This window comes from Mitsuaria sp. 7 (genome assembly GCF_001653795.1).
GTDB lineage: Bacteria > Pseudomonadota > Gammaproteobacteria > Burkholderiales > Burkholderiaceae_C > Roseateles.
In genome coordinates, this window is the sequence record NZ_CP011514.1 from 5,437,424 (window position 1) to 5,453,827 (window position 16,404).

Below are 16,404 nucleotides of genomic sequence, written 5' to 3' on the forward strand. Positions count from 1 at the left end.
AGGCCTGACCCCGACGAGGTGTTCTCACGGAGGCGGCCGCCGAATAAAGAGACCAGTCATGTCGTTGGTGGCCGCATTCGCGTTGGCCGCGTCCACGGTGACGCTGCCGAACTGCTCCTGGGATCGCCCCGGGGTGAACCCGTTCATGGGGGATCTCGTCGCGGCCGTGGACCGGTACAAGGACATCCCGCCGGCCACGCGCGCCAAGCTGAAGGCCCGCATGACGGAGCGTCAGTACGACGAGATCGTCGACATCCATCGCGACAGCATCGTGGGCCGTTATGACTACGGCAGCGAGATCCGCGACATGCACTTCGGCGCCGGATCGGTGTGCAAGACCGTGACGCGCGGGAAGTGGACCGAGCAGACGCTGGAACGCGGACTCGTGTACTGCGAGGACGGCCAATGCATCCTGGTGCCGACGGTCTGCCGCAACGTGAGCCGCATCTCGCGCGGCAAGCTGAAGCCCGCCGCGGGGGGCGCGCAGACGGCGAAGAATGAAGAAGAACCGCTGATGTTCGAGCCGCCGGCAGCCGGTGCCGCGGACGGCGCGGGCGATCCGGGCAGCTTCGCGCGCACGGCAGCGCTGCCGCCGACGGCGACGTCCGATACCAGTCTGCTCGCGCCCACCACGCCGGGCAGCAGCAGCGGCGGTCTCAGCGGCGGCGCTGTGCCGCCCGCCACGGGGGGCCCCGGCATCATCACGCTGCCGCAGATCCCTCAGAACAGCGGCGGCAACGGCGGCACCCTGCCCATCGTGCCCGGTGTCCCGGAGCCGCAGACCTGGTTGCTGTTCGCGCTGGGACTGGGCGCGCTGGCGTTCGCCGCCAGGCGCCGCAAGGCCTGATCCTTCTTTCTCAGCCGCGCGCGAGCAGCGGCTTCAGATAACGGCCGGTGTGGCTCGCTTCGCAGGCGGCGACGTCTTCAGGCGTGCCCGCGACGAGCAGCAGTCCGCCGCCGGATCCGCCTTCGGGGCCCATGTCGATCAGCCAGTCCGCCGTCTTGATGACGTCGAGGTTGTGCTCAATGATCACGATGGTGTTGCCCGCGTCGCGCAGTTGATGCACGACCTTCAGCAGCAGCGCGATGTCCGCGAAGTGCAGACCCGTCGTCGGCTCGTCCAGGATGTAGAGCGTGCGACCGGTGTCGCGCTTGGACAGCTCCAGCGCCAGCTTGACCCGCTGCGCCTCGCCGCCCGACAAGGTCGTCGCGCTCTGCCCCAGCTTCACGTAGCCCAGGCCGACATCCATCAGCGTCTGCAGCTTGCGCGCCAGCGTGGGCACCGCGCTGAAGAACGGCAACGCGTCCTCCACCGTCAAACCCAGCACCTCCGAGATGTTCTTGCCCTTGTAGAGCACCTCCAGCGTCTCGCGGTTGTAGCGCTTGCCGAAGCAGGTGTCGCACGGGACGTAGACGTCGGGCAGGAAGTGCATCTCCACCTTCAGCACGCCGTCGCCCTGGCAGGCCTCGCAGCGGCCGCCGGCCACGTTGAAGCTGAAGCGGCCCGCGCCGTAGCCGCGCTCGCGCGCCGTGGGCATCTCGGCGAAGAGCTCGCGGATCGGCGTGAACAGGCCGGTGTAGGTCGCCGGGTTGGAGCGCGGCGTGCGGCCGATCGGCGACTGGTCGACGTTGATGACCTTGTCGAAGGCGTCCATGCCCTCGATCTCGTCGTGCTCGGCCGGCTCGGCATGGCTCTGATAAAGCTTGCGCGAGACGGCCGCGTACAGCGTGTCGTTGACCAGCGTGCTCTTGCCTGAACCGGACACGCCCGTCACGCAGGTCAGCAGCCCGACCGGGAACTCCGCGGTCACGCCCTTCAGGTTGTTGCCGCGTGCGTTGACGATCTTCAGCGTGCGCGGATCGGGGCTGTCGGACAGCGCGTGGCGCTTCTTCGGGACCTCGATGCGTTCGAGGCCGCTCAGGTAGCGGCCGGTGGACGACTCATGATTGGCCGCCACTTCCTCGGGCGTGCCCTGCGCCATGATCCGGCCGCCGTGGACGCCCGCGCCCGGACCGAGGTCCAGCACGTGGTCCGCGGCGCGGATCGCGTCCTCGTCGTGCTCGACGACGAGCACCGAGTTGCCCAGGTCGCGCAGCCGACGCAGCGTCGCGATCAGGCGGTCGTTGTCGCGCTGGTGCAGGCCGATGCTGGGCTCGTCCAGCACGTACATCACGCCCGTGAGCCCGGAGCCGATCTGCGACGCGAGCCGGATGCGCTGCGCCTCGCCGCCGGACAGCGTGTCGGCGCTGCGGTCCAGGCTCAGGTAGTTGAGGCCGACGTCGTTGAGGAAGTGCAGCCGCGAGGCGATCTCGCGGATCACCTTGTCCGCGATCTCGGCCTTCGCGCCCTTGAGCTTCAGACCCTCGAAGTAATGCAGCGCCTCGCGCAGCGTGGCGTGCTCGACTTCATAGATCGGCTTGCCGCGCTCGCCCTCGACGGCCTCGGCCGGCTGCAGCAGCACGTTGCGGGCTTCGCGCCGCAGCCGCGAGCCCTCGCACTGGGGGCAAGGCTTGGCACTCTGGTAGCGCGCGAGTTCCTCGCGCACCGCCGCCGAGTCGGTCTCGCGATACCGCCGCGTCAGGTTGGGCAGGATGCCTTCGAACGGATGCGCGCGCTTGACGCTGCGCTTCTTCCCGTTCGCGCCTTCGGCCTCATAGGTGAAGCTGATCTCGTCCTCGCCGGAGCCCTGCAGCAAGACCTGGCGCGCCTGTTCGGGGAGTTCCTCGAAGGGCAGCTCGATGTCGAAGCCGTAATGCCTGGCGACCGTCTCCAGCATCGAGAAGGTGTAGGCGTTGCGCCGATCCCAGCCCTTCACCGCGCCGCTGGCCAGGCTCAAGGTCGGGAAGGCGACGACGCGTTCCGGATCGAAGACGGTGACCTGGCCGAGGCCCTCGCACGACGGACAGGCGCCGACCGGCGAGTTGAACGAGAACAGCCGCGGCTCGAGCTCCGGCAGCGAGTAGCTGCAGATCGGGCACGCGAACTTGCTGGAGTAAATGGCTTCCGTGCCGCTGTCCATGTTGAGCACCAGCGCGCGGCCGTCGGCTAGACGCAGTGCGGCCTCGAAGCTTTCGGCCAGGCGCTGGCGCAGCGTGTCGGCGCTGTCGTGGCGCAGCTTGATGCGGTCGACGACGACGTCGATGTCGTGCTTCTCGGCCTTCTTCAGCGCGGGCAGTTCGGTGACTTCGACGGTCGCCCCGTCGACGCGGAAGCGCACGTAGCCTTGCGCCTGCAGGTCCTGGAAGAGCTCGACGAATTCGCCCTTGCGATCGCGCACGACCGGCGCCAGCACCATCAGGCGCGACTCGTCCGGCATCGCCAGCACGGCGTCGACCATCTGGCCGACGCTGGAGGCTTCCAGCGGCAGGTGGTGATCCGGGCAGAACGGCGTGCCGGCGCGTGCATAGAGCAGGCGCAGGTAGTCGTGGATCTCGGTGACCGTGCCCACCGTCGAGCGCGGGTTGTGGCTGGTGGCTTTCTGCTCGATCGAGATCGCCGGCGACAGGCCTTCGATGACGTCGACATCGGGCTTGTCCATCAACTGCAGGAACTGCCGCGCGTAGGCCGACAGGCTCTCGACGTAGCGGCGCTGGCCCTCGGCGTACAGCGTGTCGAAGGCGAGCGAGGACTTGCCCGAGCCCGACAGCCCGGTGATGACGACCAGCTGGTTGCGCGGCAGGTCGACGTCGATGTTCTTGAGGTTGTGGGTGCGGGCGCCCCGGACGCGGATCATCGGGATCTCGCCCACCGGCCGCATCGCCTGTCCCAGGTACCGGCCGGCGTCCGCCTGCAGTGCTGCGCCCGCCTTCGGCTCGGCGCCGGGCTCGGACGGGGCGGGGGCGAGGGGCGGGACTTTCGTGGACATGGGAGGCCGGGACACAGCTGGAGTCGAACTCGCCATGATAGGGCCAGGGCCGGTTCCGCGCCGGGCCTTGCTGACACCTGGTGGCAGCGGGAGGAATGCCTAAATCCTTCCCGGCGACCCCGTCTTTGCGGGGGGGGCGTCCACTTTTCGGGCGTGCAGAATCAGCGATCCCCCTCCAGCCCCACCCTCTTCGATGAAGCTCAAAGCGCCGTCGCTGTCGCTGCGCAGTGTGATCCTGCTTGCGGTGGTGATCGGAATCGCCGTACCGGCGCTGGCGCTGGTGGCGTTCAGCGACGCCTTCATCCGGCGCAGCCTGGAGCCGGTGCTGGAAGGCCAGCGCGCGGCCGTGCTGACGCTGGCCGCGAACGGCCTGGCCGAGCCGCTGTGGACGGTGGACAGCCCCGCGGTGCAGCGGGCGCTCGATCAACTGCTGTCGGACGTCAACGTCTGCGCGGTCGAGCTCAGCGAGGAACGCGCCGACACCCGCGACATCGTCCGCACCAAGTGCAGCCCCGGCTGGCCGACGGTCACGCTGGCCGCGACCATCCAGCGCGACGCGCAGGTGCTGGGCAGCCTGCGGGTGCAGTTCGACGACGCCGCGCAGGAACGCATGCTGGAAGAAGGCCGGCGGCAGACCGCGCTCATCGTCGCGTTCCAGGTGGCGGCGGGCGTCGTCATCGTGCTGATGGTGTTCTATCTGCGCCTGGTGCGGCCGATCGACCGCCTGAAGCGGCTGGCCAGCGCGATCGCCGAGCGCCAGCCGGTCCCGCGCCTGCGCTGGAACCGCAAGGACGAGCTGGGCCAGCTCGGCGTCCACCTGGACCAGATGGGCCAGCAGATCGCCGGCCTGCTGGCCGACATGGAAAGCAAGAACGCGCAGCTGCATCAGCTGGCGATGTACGACCACCTCACCGGGCTGCCCAACCGGACGCTGTTCCGGGAGGTGTTCCTGCATGAGGCCGCCGTGGCGCGCCGCGACCAGACGCACCTGGCGCTGTTGTTCGTCGACCTGGACCGCTTCAAGGCGATCAACGATTCGCTGGGTCACGCGGCCGGCGACCGCATGCTGCTGCAGGCCAGCGAACGCCTGCGCCAGGCGGTGCGGGAATCGGACCTGGCCTGCCGCGTCAGCGGCGACGAATTCCTGCTGCTGATGCGCGACTCCAGCGAGCACGTCGGCGTTGCCGCGCAGCGCCTGATCGAGGCGCTCAACGCGCCGCTGCAGCTCGAAGGCGGCGTGGCGAGCGTGTCGGCGAGCGTGGGCATCGCGCTGTTCCCGCGCGATGGCGACGACTTCGACACGCTGGTCCGGCACGCCGACCTGGCGATGTACCGCGCCAAGCAGATGGGCCGATCGCGCTACAGCTTCTTCCAGCAGGACATGGACGCGGCGGCGGTGGAGCGGATGGAGCTCGAGCGCGAACTGAAGCTGGCGCTCGAACGCGACGAGCTGCTGCTCCATTACCAGGCCGTCGTGGACGCCCGCACCGGGGAGTGGTCGGGGCTGGAGGCGCTCATGCGCTGGCAGCATCCGCAGCGCGGCCTGGTGATGCCGGGCCAGTTCATCGAGCTGGCGGAAGAGACGGGCCAGATCCTGGCGCTCGGCTGGAGCACGATCGAGCAGGCCTGCGCCCAGCTCGCGCGCTGGAAGGCGGCGGGACGGCATCCCGGGCCGATCTCGATCAACCTGTCGGCCCTGCAGTTCCGCGAACCGCGGCTGGCCGAGCGCATCGCCGAGTCCATGCGTCGCCACGCCGTCGCTCCCGGCGAACTGGCGATCGAGCTGACGGAGAGCTCGCTGCTGACCGACACGGACACCGTCCTGCAGACGCTGGCGCGCCTGTCGGAACTGGGGCTGAGCCTGTCGGTCGACGATTTCGGGACGGGGTATTCCTCGCTCGCCTATCTGAAGCTGCTGCGCCCGGCGCGGCTGAAGATCGACCGGGCCTTCGTCCGGGACCTGCCCAACAGCGCGGACGACCGCGCGCTGGTGCGGGCCATGATGGGCATGGCCGAGGCGCTGAGCATCGACGTCGTCGCCGAAGGCGTCGAAACGGAGGAGCAGCGCGACGCGTTGCTCGCGCTCGGCTGCTGGCAGCAGCAGGGCTACTTCTATTGCCGTCCGCAGCCCGCCGTGGCGCTCGCGGACCGGCTGGCCGTCTGGCCGCCCCAGGCTGGGGCGCTGCATCCCGCGCAGGTCTGAGACCACCCCCCTAACTTCCGTTCAGCCGGCTGACCGGCATTTCGGCGCGCGATTGCGGCAATTCGTCGCGTCCGGATGGTCTTGTCATTTCCGGCGGCGCACAGTCCACCCTCGTTGAACCTTCCAGACAGGAAAGACACCGCAGGGGACCCACCATGAACGACGCCGCCAAGACCTTCCTCACCGCCCTGGCCGCCGTGGCCAGCGCCGCCGTCATCGCCTTGTGGCTGGCGGACACGAACGAGGCCGCGCGTCTGTCCAACCCCCTGCCCCTGCACTGGGCCGAGCAGACCATGCCGGGACCTCAGGCCGAAGAGGCCAGCAAGCCGCGCGGATGACCGTGCGGCCTGCGCTCCGATAGACGCCACGCTTCCCCCCGGCATTTCGAAGCCCGCCTGACCCGCGGGCTTCTTTTTGTCCGCTTCCTTGTCCGTTCCGTGTGTCCGCAGTGTCCGATGTGTCCGCGGACACAGGACCCGTGATCGCTCAGAACATCGATGGAATCGAGCCTCTGAGCGATCGGCGATGCCGGACCAACCATTCGTCGCGATTTCTCGCAGTTCAATCCGCCACCGCGCGCATTCGTCGCTTGCGCCTCGCGGAGCGGGGCCGCAATGACGACACTGTCTTCACTGACACACGCAACCCCTCCAAGGAGATCGACATGAGCACCACCACTTTCAAGACCCGTTCCACCCGCAGCCCGCGCATCGGCATGACCGGCGCCGCGAGCTTCAAGGCCTTCGCCTTCGGCATCGGCGCCACGCTGGCGATCGCGTTCAGCCTGCTGCACGTGCAGGACCAGCGCGAGCAGCGCGCCGCCGTGATCACGCTCGATCCGGTGGTCATCACCGCCAAGCGCACCCAGCTGCCGACCGTCTACATCACCGGTCGCCGCGACACGTCCGCCGACGGCCAGCGCCTGGCTTCGGCCGCGCAGGTCGGTTGCACGACCCAGCTCTGCTGAGCTCCCGCGGTTGCGCTGTCAGAGCGGCGACCGCGGCAGATCAGCTGTAGCAGATCAGCTGTAGCGCTCGCCAACGAAAACGCCCGGCATTGCCGGGCGTTTTCCTTTGGGGTCGGTCCTCGCCCTCAGTCCTCGCCCTCAGTCCTCGCCCTCAGTCTTCGGCCAGAACGCGCAGCAGCGCCTCGCCGTACGCTTCGAGCTTCTTCGCGCCGATGCCGCTGATGCCCGACATCTCGTCGAGGGAGGTGGGCTGCACGCGCGCGAGTTCCGCGAGCGTGACGTTCTGGAAGATCACGTAGGCCGGCAGGCCGTGCTCGCGCGCCACCTCGGCGCGCCAGGCCTTGAGCGCGTCGAAGCGCACCTGCGCCGCCGCGTCCAGATCGGTCTCCGCCTCCGATCGCTTGGACGACGAGCTTCCCGCGCGGCTGGACTTGCTCCGCTTGGTCGGCGTGGCGGGTTGGCGCAGCAGCATCTGCACCTCGCCGCGCAGCACGGCCTTGGCCTCGCCGCCTAGCGACAGCGTGTTGTATTCGCCTTCCGTCACCGCGTAGCCGAGGGCGATCAGCTGGCGGATCACCGCGCGCCATTGCTGCTCGCTGAGCGACGCGCCGACGGCCCAGGTGCTCAGCTCGTTGTGCCGGTACTGCTTGACCTTGTCGGTCTCCTTGCCGCGCAGCACGTCGATCAGGTGGCCGGAGCCGAAGCTGAAGCCCGTCACCTGATGGAAGCGGTAGATGCACGAGAGCGCCATCCGCGCCGCTTCGGTCGCGTCCCAGGTCGCGGGCGGGTTCACGCAGTTGTCGCAGTTGCCGCAGGGCTGGCTCTCTTCGCCGAAGTAGGCCAGCAGCCGCACGCGCCGGCAGTCGATGGCCTCGGCCAGCGCGAGCAGCGCGTCGAGCTTGCCGCGCTGCACCTGCTTGAACTCGTCGGTGGACGGGCTCTCATCGATCATGCGGCGCTGCTGGACGACGTCGGCCAGGCCGTAGGCCATCCACGCCTGGGCCGGCGCGCCGTCGCGGCCGGCACGGCCGGTCTCCTGGTAGTAGCCCTCGATGTTCTTGGGCAGGTCCAGGTGGGCGACGAAGCGCACGTCGGGCTTGTCGATGCCCATGCCGAAGGCGATGGTGGCGACCATCACGATGCCGTCCTCGCGCAGGAAGCGGTCCTGGTGGCGGCGGCGCTGGTCCTGTTCCATGCCGGCGTGGTACGGCAGCGCGTTGATGCCCTTGGACTTCAGCCACTCCGCGGTCTCGTCGACCTTCTTGCGGCTCTGGCAGTAGACGACGCCGGCGGCGTCCTCATGCTCGTCCTGGATGAAGCGCAGCAGCTGTTCGCGCGGGCTGTCCTTCTCGACGATCAGGTAGCGGATGTTGGGCCGGTCGAACGAGGCGACGAAGACCTCCGCCTGCTCGAGCTGCAGCCGCTCGATGATGTCGGCGCGGGTGATGTCGTCGGCGGTGGCCGTCAGCGCGATGCGCGGGATGTTCGGGAAGCGCTCGTGGAGCAGGCTCAGCGAGAGGTACTCGCTGCGGAAGTCGTGCCCCCACTGGCTCACGCAGTGCGCCTCGTCGATCGCGAACAGCGCGAGCAGGCCGCGTTCGTACAGCGACTGCATCTGCGCGATGAAGCGCGGCGTGTTGACGCGTTCCGGCGCGGCGTAGAGCAGGGTCAGGCGGCCGGCGAGCATCTCGCGCTCGATGCGCTGGGTCTCTTCCAAGGTCTGCGTCGAGTTGAGGAAGGACGCGTTGACGCCCGCTTCCTCGAGGGCGCCGACCTGGTCGTGCATCAGGGCGATGAGCGGACTGACGACCACGGTGACGCCGTGGCCGGCGCGCTGGCGCGCGATCGCGGGGATCTGGTAGCAGAGCGACTTGCCGCCGCCGGTGGGCATGAGGACCAGCGCGTCACCGCCGGCGGTCACGTGGTCGACGATCGAGGCCTGCTGGCCGCGAAAGGCGCTGTAACCGAACACCTCTTGCAGGATGGCTAGCGGGACGGGATGATGGTTGGACGAACTCATGGAGCGCTCGATTGTCCCGTACATCCACGGGTCCGCCGTTCACCCGGTCCTGATCGGACGAGAACGCGACGCAGAGCGGCATCGAACCTCCACAGCACAGGCAGACACGTCGACATGATTGCTGCGCCGTTGCCCGATGACGAGAACGCCCGCCTGTCCACGCTGCGCGTGCTGCAGGTGCTGGACACGGATCCCGAGGAACGCTTCGACCGCTTGACGCGGATGGCCAGACGGCTGTTCCAGGTGCCGATCGCGCTGGTGAGCCTGGTGGACGCGGATCGCCAGTGGTTCAAGTCGGCGCAGGGCCTGGACGTGTCGGAGACGCCGCGCGACATCAGCTTCTGCGGCCACGCGATCATGTCGGACGACATCCTACTGATCCCCGACACGCATGCGGATCCGCGCTTCGCGGACAACCCGCTGGTGACCGGCGGGCCGATGATCCGCTTCTACGCGGGCTGCCCGGTGCGTGCGCCGAGCGGGCACCGGCTCGGCACGCTGTGCCTGATCGACCGCGCGCCGCGCGGCTTCGACACGGACGACCAGGCGACGTTGCGCGACATGGCCTTCATGGTCGAACAGCAGTTCGCGGCGATGTACATGGCCATGGTCGATGAACTGACCGGCCTGGCGAACCGGCGCGGCTTCGAGTCGCAGGCGGGTCATGTCCTCGCGCTGTGCCGGCGCAAACAGTGGCCGGCGACGATGCTGTACTTCGACCTCGACCACTTCAAGCACGTCAATGACCGCTACGGCCATGCGGAGGGCGACTGGGCGCTGAAGTCCTTCGCGGACATCCTGCGCTTCTGCCTGCGGTCGTCGGACGTGGTGGCGCGCACCGGCGGGGACGAGTTCGTGGCGCTGCTCAGCGGCACGGCGACCGAGCAGATGGCGCCGGCGCTGGAGCGCGTGCGGACGCAGGTCGGCGCGCTCAACCTGCGGGCGCAGCGGGGCTATGAACTGGCCTTCAGCGTGGGCGACGCGGCGATGTCCGGCGAGGCGCCGCTGGCGCTGGAGGAACTGATGCAGCAAGCGGATGCCGCGATGTATGCCAACAAGCAGTCGCGGCGGCGGATGAACTGAGCCGTGCCCCCCCGATCCGAGTCGTTCACCGACTTGGAGTCGGCATCAGATCGGCGTTTTCGAGCAATCGCCCCCGGCGGGAGCCAGCGGCATAATCCCACCCCTGAGCCGCGTTTCCGGCAGCCGATTCCGGCCTGGAGACGGACCCCACAGGCCTGTTCCGGGCCGTTCCGGGCGATAGGCGGCGCAAGAGCATCCTTTTCCGAACACCCCAACCATACGCAAGCGAAGGCAACCACCATGGCCTCGGTCAATAAAGTCATCATCCTCGGCAACCTGGGCCGTGATCCCGAACTGCGCTACACGCCGAGTGGCAGCGCGGTGTGCAACGTGAGCATCGCCACGACGCGCAACTGGAAGAGCCGCGAAGGCGGCGAGCGCCAGGAAGAGACCGAATGGCACCGTGTGGTGTTCTACGACCGCCTGGCGGAGATCGCCGGCGAGTACCTGAAGAAGGGCCGTCCGGTCTACGTCGAAGGCCGCCTGAAGACCCGCAAGTGGCAGGACAAGGAAGGCAAGGACAACTACACCACCGAGATCATCGCCGAGCAGATGCAACTGCTGGGCGGCCGTGACGGCGAAGAGGGCGGTGGTGGCGGTGGCGGCTACAGCCGCGAACAGCGCGGCGGCGGTCAAGGCGGTGGCCAGGGCGGCGGCGGCAGTGGTCGCGACAGCGGCGACTTCGACGCTCCGCGCGCGCCGGCGCCCCGCGCGGCAGCTCCTCGCGCCCCGGCCCCCGCGCCGAAGGCCGCGACCGGCTTCGACGACATGGATGACGATATTCCGTTCTGATAGCCCCGGCTCACGCCGAGCCGCTCTCTGAACGAACAAGGCCCGCTGGCATCACTGCCGCGGGCCTTTGTCATTGCCGTTCAATCGGTCGAGTGACTGCTGTCCTTCAGAAGAAGTAGCAATACGGCTGCACCCGCGTGTTCGGGCAGAAGACCTCGTCGATGTAGGTCCGGTTGTCCCACAACGCGAAGTTGTAGCCGTTGAAGTTCAGCGAGAACACCGGGTCGTTCGAGGTCGCGGTGTGCGCGTATCCGGTCGGGCCGTGGATGTAGTGCTTCGGGTCTCCGATCGTCATGGTCAGGTCGATGGACCAGAACGCGTTCGCGAGGTCCGACTTGAAGCTCGGCCACAGGTCCGACCCGTTCACGACGAACAGGTTGTTGGGCAGGGTGTCCAGACCCATCAGCTGCACCGGCGCCAGCTTGCTGACCTCGCCCAGGGCGTTGTACGCCGCGCGCAGCCCGTCGGCGATGGCCTGGTCGACGTAGTGGGTCACGATCGCGTCCACCACGATGTTGACGAACGGGATCCAGTCCAGGCTGGTATCGCAGGTGTAGGACGGCGTCACCGAGAAGTTCTCGACGTTGGCGAAGGTGAACACGCCGGTGTACGGATCGATCGTGCCGTTGACGCGTGTCGACGAGTTGATCGTGGCCTGGACCTGGCAGGTCACCGTGACGCCGAGCTTGGACTGCTGCACGCGGACCGAGCCGGTGGCCTGAAGCCCCCAGAAGGAAGCGACGCCGTTCTTCAGCTGCAGGTAGACCGGTCCGCTGACGGTGGACGCCGCGCTGTTGGCGACGGCACCGTTGACCGACTGGAGGGCCTCCTTGATCTTGGGCTGGATGGCCGACTTGATCTTGGACATCACCGAGGCCTGGGCATCGACGATGGGCCGGTAGACGCTGCCGGCCTGGGCCTGGTCGAAGCGCGTGTTGCGACCGTCGGGCAGGACCAGCGTGCCGCTGTAGACATTGGTGCTGGCGAAGGCGGACAGTGAGGTCAGGCTGCCGAGGGCCATCGCGGCGATGACGCCGAGTCGGGACAGAGTTCGATTCATGACAGAAGCTCCCTTTGTTGAGTGGCCCAGCGACGGCCCGTCGGACACGTGATCGAGGATCAGGTCAGGAGAGGGCGCTCCACCGTGACCGGACATGCGGCGGCCAGCGAGGGCATGGTCGCGTCGTTCCCGTCCTGGTGGAGCCCTCCCCTGGGCCTGTCCGCGTTGTTGTCTGGTGTCGGACAGCGACGACGCTTTGCGCGCCTGTCGCGGGACCATGCTATCGATGGCCTTCCTGACGCCTGTGCAGTGGAAACCCTGGCGGGGTCTCAGGCGTTCGCATTGAAGCAATTCGGCTCACGCGCGCTTGACGCGCTGGACCTTGGAGGCCTCTGCCACATCGGACGCCTTGCGGACTCCCTTGGAACCGGGACTTCCCGACCCGCACTGAAGGCACGCCTTCCGCCTGTCGCCAACGAAGATGACGGATGTCAGGTCGTCGAGGCGGCTGTAACGGGCGTGCACTTTCCATCCGTTCGTGCACGGGACAAACCTACGTCGGCGCGGCGTCTCCGCAAATGCCGATCAGCAACACGACGACGCGACGGGCGGGCGGCACCCTTCCACCTCTGGTTCTGGTTCTGGCTCTCAGGGCTGGACGGAGACCGTCAGATCCAGCTCCACGCTCGCGTTCTTCGGCAGCGCATAGACGCCGACCGAGGTCCGCACATGCGTGCCCGCAGGACCGAGCACCTGCACCAGCAACTCCGACGCGCCGTCAGCCACTTCGCTGAGCTGGGTGAAGTTCTCGGCGCACTGCGTGAAGACGTTCAGACGAAGGATCTGCTTCACCGCGTCCAGCGAGCCGAGCGAGCGCTGCAGCAGCACCAGCGCGCGCATCGCGCAGATCTTGGCGGCGTGCTGCGCGCGAGCAAGGTCCACCTCGGTGCCGACGCGGCCGGTCACCACGACGGTGTCCTTCACGCGCGGCACCTGGCCGCTCACGTAGACGGTGTTTCCGTCGCGCATCAGCGGCTGATAGTTGCCGCCGGCCTTGATCTCGCCGTCGAAGTCGTAGCCCAGTTGCTGGGCGGCTTGGGTGAGGGCCTGGTCTCTGCTCATGGTGTGCTCGTCGAAAGGGAGTTGCCCCATTCTGACGCGATCACGCCTTGTGATCCGACCTCACATCCATCACGACCAGGCCGACGAGCATCACCAGCGGTAATAGCAGCGACCAGAATTTCCACCCCGCATACGCGAACGCCCCGGACAGCGCGCCGATCGCGAACGCCACCACCGGCCAGATGAAGCGCTTCAGCCGGTCCCGCACCTCCGGGCCGGCCGCGCCGCGCAGCAGGTCGACGCTGTCGATCACCACCTGCGTGACGTTCCCCGTCATCACCGTCGTCGGCGTCAGCGCCGGCCACGCCAACCGCCCCGCCGCGTTCTGCACGCCCATCGCGGCCGTCATGAACAGCCCCGTCGCCATCGCCCATGGCGCATCCGGCGCGAGCGCCGCTCCCGCCGGCACGCTGCAGACGAGCGCCACCAGCAGCAGCACCGTCTGCATCACGAGCAGCGGCCGGCTGGCCACCGTCTTTGTCCGCTCGCAGCGCAGCGCCACCAGACGCGCGAGCGCCACCGCCGCGATGAAGGTCGGGAACACCAGCAGCTTCAGCAGCACGCTGTTGGCGCTCGCGCGGCTGAGCTCCGCGCCGATCAGCACGAAGTTGCCCGTCACGTGCGCCGTGAACAGCCCGAACAGCGCCACGAACCCCACCGTGTCCACATAGCCGCCGATGAAGCCCAGCGCGAGGCTCGCCAGCAGCAGCTTCTTCGCGCCGGTCATGCGGCCCCCTTGCGCTCGAGCACCGCGATCCTCGCCGCCATCGCCAGCGCGCAGATCAGTCCGAGGTGCTCGAAGAACGCGTTCTTCGCCATGAAGCGGGCTTGCCCGCTCAGGTCCCAGAAGTTGTTGGCGACCAGCATCGCCACCAGCGTCAGCACACCCAGCGCACCGGCCGCGAGCCACACCTGACGGTTGACGATCAGCAGCACCGAGCCGATCAGCTCGACCGCGATCGCCAGCACCGCCCACAGCGCCGCCGGTTGCAGACCGAAGTGCGCCTGTTCCGCGACCGCGCCGGAGAAGTCCAGCGCCTTGTCGATCCCGCCGATGAGATAGGCCGAGGCCAACCCCACCCGAAGCAGGCACCCGAAGGTGGGCCATTGCAGGATGCTCTCCACCCATCGGGGGGCAGCGGGGGATGAAGTTTTCATCGCTCGGAATTCACTCATTGGATGTCTCTGGTCAAACCGCCCAGCACGCGCAGCCCAACGCTCCCCAGAAGCCGCGAAGGTCCGATGCCGGAATCTCCGATGCCCAGGCATTCGCATGCGCGTGGCCGTGCACGCCGCACGCCGTGTCGCAGCACGCGACGCGTTGCATCGCCGCCTGCAGCGGCTTGCCTTCGGCACCCCAAGCGCCGTAGCCGCCGAAGCGCCGCACCGGCGACCAGTCCGGCATCGCCGGGGGCGGCGCGGAGTCGTCGAGCGCAGCGAACTCGCCCGCGCCCCACACGACTCTGCCGCCGACAATCGTCAGCAAGGCGCTCGTGTCGGCGATGTCCGATTCCGGACAACCGAAGAAGTCGCGGTCCGGCACGACCAGATCGGCGAGCTGGCCCGCCGCGATCTGACCCTTGTTGCCCTGCTCGTTCGAGAACCACGTGACGTTCTCGGTCCACATGCGCAGCGCCGTTTCGCGATCGAGGCAATTGCGCTGCGGCGTGATCTGCAATCCGCCGACGGTGCGCCCCGTCACCATCCACGACAGCGATACCCACGGGTTGTACGAGGCCACCCGCGTCGCGTCCGTCCCCGCCGACACCTTCATGCCCCGGCGCAGCATCTCCGCCACCGGCGGCGTCGCCTCGGCGGCGCGGGCGCCGTAGCGCTCGACGAAGTACTCGCCCTGGTAGGCCATGCGGTGCTGCACCGCCACGCCCCCGCCCAGCGCGGCGATCCGGTCCATCGAGCGCGTCGAGATCGTCTCCGCATGGTCGAAGAACCAGTTCAGCCCGTCGATCGGCGTGTCGCGATGGACCTTCTCGAAGACATCCAGCGAGCGCGAGATCGTCTCGTCGTAGGTCGCATGCATGCGCCACGGCCAGCGGTTCTGGACCAGGATGCGCACGACCTCCTCGAGCTCGCCTTCCATCTGGTCCGGCAGGTCCGGCCGCGGCTGGCGGAAGTCCTCGAAGTCGGCGGCGGAGAACACCAGCATCTCGCCCGCGCCGTTGTGGCGGAAGTAGTCGTCCCCCTGCTTGTAGGTGACCGACTGCGCCCAATGGAGGAAGTCCTCCTTCTCCTGTCCCGCCTTCTGGGTGAACAGGTTGTAGGCCAGCCGGATCGTCAGCTGTCCGGCGTCGGACAGCTTCTGGATGATCTGGTAGTCCTCGGGATAGTTCTGGAAACCGCCGCCCGCATCGATCGCGCCGGTGACGCCGAGGCGGTTGAGCTCGCGCATGAAGTGACGCGTGCTGTTGAGCTGGTACTCGGGCGGCAGCTTGGGTCCCTTGGCCAGCGTCGCGTAGAGGATCGAGGCGTTGGGCTTGGCCAGCAGCAGGCCCGTGGGATTGCCCGCGGCGTCGCGCAGGATCTGGCCGCCCGGCGGCTCCGGCGTCTCGCGCGTGTAGCCGACGGCCCGCAGCGCGGCGCCGTTCAGCAGCGCGCGGTCGTAGAGGTGCAGCAGGAAGACGGGCGTGTCCGGCGCGAGGGCGTTCAACTCGTCGATGGTGGGCAGCCGCTTCTCGGCGAACTGGTGCTCGGTGAAGCCGCCCACCACGCGCACCCACTGCGGCGCGGGCGTGATGTCGACCTGCGTCTTCAGCATCGCCATCGCGTCCGCGAGGCTGCGCACGCCGTCCCAGCGCAGCTCCATGTTGAAGTTCAAGCCACCGCGGATGATGTGCAGGTGGTTGTCTATCAGGCCCGGCAGCACGCCGCGGCCCTTCAGGTCGATGCGGCGTGTCGAGGGTCCGGCCAACGCCAGGATCTCCTGGTTGGCGCCGACGCCCGTGAAGCGGCCGTCCTTGATGGCGACCGCTTCAGCGCTGGGCCGCGTGCGGTCCAGCGTCGTGAAGCGCCCGTTGAACAGCACCAGATCGGGCGTGGTCGTCTCAGACATCGTGGGTCTCCGTGGTCTTCGTCTGCGCTGGCGACTTTGCCTTCTCGCAGCCCGGCATCTGCCCGAACATGTGCGGTCGCACCTTCTGTTCGATCCAGCTGGCCTGGTGCGTGTCGCGCTGCAGCCATTGGCGCACGAGCGGCGGGATCTGTTCGCCCGCGAGGATGCCCAGCAGACCCACCAGCGCGATCACCGGCGGCGCCGGCGATCGCACGTTGAGCACGCCATACAGCACCCCGACCAGCAACCCGACGGCGGCCGACAAGACATAGGTATTCATGAGG

The 16,404-nt window shown here is 68.2% G+C and carries 14 protein-coding genes; 6 read left to right on the forward strand and 8 right to left on the reverse strand.

All coding sequences use genetic code 11. The annotated features are described in order from the left end of the window. Positions 1-58: 58 nt before the first annotated feature. Positions 59-847, forward strand: a complete 789-nt coding sequence (locus ABE85_RS23895; RefSeq protein WP_067280719.1) for an MHFG family PEP-CTERM protein — start codon at positions 59-61, stop codon at positions 845-847. 10 nt (positions 848-857) lie between these two features. Here ABE85_RS23895 and uvrA read toward each other — a convergent pair whose 3' ends face one another. Next, positions 858-3,866 (reverse strand): excinuclease ABC subunit UvrA, encoded by a 3,009-nt coding sequence (gene uvrA / locus ABE85_RS23900; protein ID WP_157522842.1) that lies wholly within the window; start codon positions 3,864-3,866, stop codon positions 858-860. A gap of 193 nt (positions 3,867-4,059) precedes the next feature. Between uvrA and ABE85_RS23905 the strand changes: the two genes are divergently transcribed. The 3 genes from ABE85_RS23905 to ABE85_RS23915 all read left to right on the forward strand — a co-directional run bounded on the left by ABE85_RS23905 (position 4,060) and on the right by ABE85_RS23915 (position 7,036). After that, positions 4,060-6,069 (forward strand): bifunctional diguanylate cyclase/phosphodiesterase, encoded by a 2,010-nt coding sequence (locus ABE85_RS23905; RefSeq protein WP_067280722.1) that lies wholly within the window; start codon positions 4,060-4,062, stop codon positions 6,067-6,069. A gap of 155 nt (positions 6,070-6,224) precedes the next feature. Further along, positions 6,225-6,407 (forward strand): hypothetical protein, encoded by a 183-nt coding sequence (locus ABE85_RS23910; RefSeq protein ID WP_067280725.1) that lies wholly within the window; start codon positions 6,225-6,227, stop codon positions 6,405-6,407. 326 nt (positions 6,408-6,733) lie between these two features. Further along, positions 6,734-7,036 (forward strand): hypothetical protein, encoded by a 303-nt coding sequence (locus ABE85_RS23915; RefSeq protein WP_067280727.1) that lies wholly within the window; start codon positions 6,734-6,736, stop codon positions 7,034-7,036. A 151-nt stretch (positions 7,037-7,187) separates the two neighbouring features. On the opposite strand, the gene recQ is transcribed toward ABE85_RS23915, so the two are convergent. Beyond that, positions 7,188-9,056, reverse strand: coding sequence for a DNA helicase RecQ (gene recQ / locus ABE85_RS23920; RefSeq protein WP_067280729.1), 1,869 nt, complete (start codon positions 9,054-9,056; stop codon positions 7,188-7,190). A gap of 114 nt (positions 9,057-9,170) precedes the next feature. Here recQ and ABE85_RS23925 point away from each other — a divergent pair, with 114 nt between their 5' ends. Both ABE85_RS23925 and ABE85_RS23930 read left to right on the forward strand, forming a co-directional pair. Further along, entirely contained in the window at positions 9,171-10,139 is a 969-nt protein-coding gene (locus tag ABE85_RS23925) for a diguanylate cyclase (protein ID WP_067280730.1), read from the forward strand. Positions 10,140-10,379: 240 nt separating this feature from the next. Further along, positions 10,380-10,931: a single-stranded DNA-binding protein gene (locus ABE85_RS23930; protein WP_067280732.1), complete on the forward strand. Its 552-nt coding sequence runs from the start codon at positions 10,380-10,382 to the stop codon at positions 10,929-10,931. 106 nt (positions 10,932-11,037) lie between these two features. On the opposite strand, the gene ABE85_RS23935 is transcribed toward ABE85_RS23930, so the two are convergent. The 6 genes from ABE85_RS23935 to ABE85_RS23960 all read right to left on the reverse strand — a co-directional run bounded on the left by ABE85_RS23935 (position 11,038) and on the right by ABE85_RS23960 (position 16,400). Then, positions 11,038-11,991 carry a hypothetical protein gene (locus ABE85_RS23935; RefSeq protein ID WP_157522845.1) on the reverse strand — a complete coding sequence of 318 codons (954 nt, stop codon included), beginning with the start codon at positions 11,989-11,991 and terminating at the stop codon, positions 11,038-11,040. A gap of 588 nt (positions 11,992-12,579) precedes the next feature. Further along, positions 12,580-13,053 carry a RidA family protein gene (locus ABE85_RS23940; protein ID WP_067283463.1) on the reverse strand — a complete coding sequence of 158 codons (474 nt, stop codon included), beginning with the start codon at positions 13,051-13,053 and terminating at the stop codon, positions 12,580-12,582. A gap of 40 nt (positions 13,054-13,093) precedes the next feature. After that, entirely contained in the window at positions 13,094-13,780 is a 687-nt protein-coding gene (locus ABE85_RS23945; RefSeq protein WP_067280737.1) for a YoaK family protein, read from the reverse strand. Further along, positions 13,777-14,211 carry a DoxX family protein gene (locus tag ABE85_RS23950; RefSeq protein ID WP_067280739.1) on the reverse strand — a complete coding sequence of 145 codons (435 nt, stop codon included), beginning with the start codon at positions 14,209-14,211 and terminating at the stop codon, positions 13,777-13,779. The genes ABE85_RS23945 and ABE85_RS23950 overlap by 4 nt, the downstream gene beginning before the upstream one ends. Before the next feature lie 31 nt (positions 14,212-14,242). Further along, positions 14,243-16,120 (reverse strand): amidohydrolase, encoded by a 1,878-nt coding sequence (locus tag ABE85_RS23955; protein WP_067280741.1) that lies wholly within the window; start codon positions 16,118-16,120, stop codon positions 14,243-14,245. Beyond that, positions 16,113-16,400, reverse strand: coding sequence for a XapX domain-containing protein (locus tag ABE85_RS23960; RefSeq protein ID WP_067280743.1), 288 nt, complete (start codon positions 16,398-16,400; stop codon positions 16,113-16,115). Before ABE85_RS23960 ends, ABE85_RS23955 begins: the two co-directional genes overlap by 8 nt. Between the last annotated feature and the right edge of the window lie 4 nt (positions 16,401-16,404).